Origin of the sequence: Lentilactobacillus farraginis DSM 18382 = JCM 14108, assembly GCF_000583655.1 — a bacterium.
Classification (GTDB): domain Bacteria; phylum Bacillota; class Bacilli; order Lactobacillales; family Lactobacillaceae; genus Lentilactobacillus; species Lentilactobacillus farraginis.
In genome coordinates this window covers 1-2,262 of sequence record NZ_BAKI01000090.1, presented here as the reverse complement: position 1 = coordinate 2,262, position 2,262 = coordinate 1, and the positions used below count along the sequence as shown (strand labels likewise).

The 2,262-nt window shown below is 31.5% G+C and carries 4 protein-coding genes; all 4 read right to left on the bottom strand.

Going from position 1 to position 2,262, the window contains the following annotated elements; all coding sequences use genetic code 11:
* The coding region (locus JCM14108_RS13710) for a glycosyltransferase family 2 protein (RefSeq protein WP_035181520.1) at nt 1-913 on the bottom strand (913 nt) is incomplete at its 3' end.
* Nucleotides 910-1,359 (bottom strand): hypothetical protein, encoded by a 450-nt coding sequence (locus tag JCM14108_RS13705; RefSeq protein ID WP_035181519.1) that lies wholly within the window; start codon nt 1,357-1,359, stop codon nt 910-912. The genes JCM14108_RS13705 and JCM14108_RS13710, both read right to left, overlap by 4 nt.
* 118 nt (nt 1,360-1,477) lie before the next feature.
* Nucleotides 1,478-1,840 carry a hypothetical protein gene (locus tag JCM14108_RS13700; protein WP_035181517.1) on the bottom strand — a complete coding sequence of 121 codons (363 nt, stop codon included), beginning with the start codon at nt 1,838-1,840 and terminating at the stop codon, nt 1,478-1,480.
* 140 nt (nt 1,841-1,980) lie between these two features.
* A partial coding sequence (locus JCM14108_RS13695) for a hypothetical protein (RefSeq protein ID WP_035181516.1) occupies nt 1,981-2,262 on the bottom strand: 282 nt, incomplete at its 5' end.

The following is a 2,262-nucleotide window of genomic DNA, read 5'->3' as shown; positions in this document are numbered from 1 at the left end:
CCTCTAATGATGGATCTTTAGTTTGCAATAATTTCTTGGAATAATCTAAATTAATATACGACTCATTTTCCAACAGATAAGCTTTAAATTCATCGCTGACTTTCTGCTGAATACTCTTCAATGGTGGATGATTTTTAAGAAATCGATACATATTAGCTAAGCCATTGTTAACGTCAAAGTAAAGACGTTGTGGTGCACGCTTCTTGACTTCTAACGCCCATAATCGATTTTCTCGAATATATTCATTTAAGTGAGCTCGATTATAGTCAACGTTTTTTCTAACAATGGAGTTCATATGATATAACCACGTGTAGGTTGGGGAGTCTAAATAATAGATATCCTTTGAAAAAGTGATGACTTGATCAAGAAAAAATGTGTCTTCATAAGCATATGGTAGTAATGGATGCCAGAAAAATTTATGTTCACGGATATATTGAACATCAATCCACTTACCATAAGCAGCAGAAGGGTTAAACTCTCTAACCTGGAATTCATTATATCCTAGTTCATTAAGTTTTTGCTCTTCAATGTAACGTGAGAAAATCACCTCATGGTGGCCACTTTTCCTAATAACATTTATAAACTTCCAAAGGGCATTAACTGTGTTGAGCATATCATCAGCATCTAAATAAGCAATATAATGAGAATTAGCTAAATTTAATCCTCTTTGCCTAGCATACCCTGGGCCATGTGCAGGAATGTAGTAGTCATAATTAATGTTTAATTGTGTAAATCGCTCAAAGAAATCGTTAGATAACTGATATCCGCCATCACCAATAATAAATATTGTAATTTCTGAAAAATCTACCCCAATCTGATTGTTCAAAGAGCTTAATAAGGGCTTTATACCCTCTTCATTTTCAGAATGTTGCGGAATTACAATGGTTAGTAATCTTTCTTTATACGAATTCATTCTTCATTACCTCTAAAAAGGTCTTCAAATTGCGAAAAGCCCATTTTATGTGTTCCTTGTTGTTGTTTAAATTCATTGGCTATTTTTTTTTCATAATCGTTGAATGGTCGTACTAAATTAACAAGCTTTAAAAGATCTTGCTTAGCTGATGGTATATCAACAAGATTTTGATCTTCTAGTATATAAAAGGCACGAACAATCGACCAAACTAAGTCTCTTACATAAGTTTGTCCATCTACATTATTTTTTTGAATAAACTCAAGAAAAGCTAGCCGATATTGAATAAATTCGGTTAAAATATCTTTTTCGGGTGTTCGAAAACCCATATAATAATTAACTAAATTAATCCAAATTGGTTTTTGACAAATTTCAACTGCCCGGCTAGTAAAGTCTTCAAGTAAGTAATGATTTAAATGATCATTAAAAAGGATTGCCTTATTTTTCAAAAAAGATTTTTTAAAGTACTTTCCAAAGGGAAAATTTAAATAGTCTACGGCTGAAAAATCACTAATTTGATTGTTACTTATAATCGGAATAAGATACTTAAAAATGAAAAGGTTTGTATTATTTTGCGGATTTTTCGAAAAATTTAAAAAAATCTAATAATGAGCCATCGGCAAATAATAAATCTCTTGAGTCCATAAACGTAACCCATTCAGTATCAACTATTTTTAAGGCTTCGTTAGCTAAGATAGCGTAATTATCGGTGTCTCGGATCAGAAAACTAATATTTAAATTCTTAAAAAAAGTAATAGTATTATGTTGATCCACTTTTTTGTTATTGGTCAATAATAACACTTGTAATTCTTCCTTTAGATCAAATCCTATTTGATTATCGATTGAAGAAAGAGCCTTAAAAAGGTTATTATTATCATTTTCATGGTCATTTACTATAATAGTCAAATAACGTTTCGCTTGGTTTCCCATTTTTAATTACCTCGTTTGTACAAAATAAATTCCTAGTATTATCCATAATTTTATAAAAGATATATGTATCATAAAGACAGCCAATAAATGCTCTTCTCATTTATAGCTGCCTTTATTTATTATATTAAAATTAAATCTTATTATAATTTACGACGTTTCTTTAATCCGACTAAGCCTAGCAAGCCACTAATAGTAATTAGCAATAATCCAATCATAGAAGTTTGCTTGTTAGCATAACCATTGTCGTTAGTCTGTGGCAATTCAGTTTGATTATTACTTAATCCGGTTCCGCCATCACCATGGTTGTCAGAATTACTCAATGGAATAATAACATTAGAACTGGTTAATCCGGTGGTTGATCCAGTGGTAGCACCAGTGGTGCTACCAGTCGTTGAGCCAGTCGTTGAACCAGTGGTTGATCC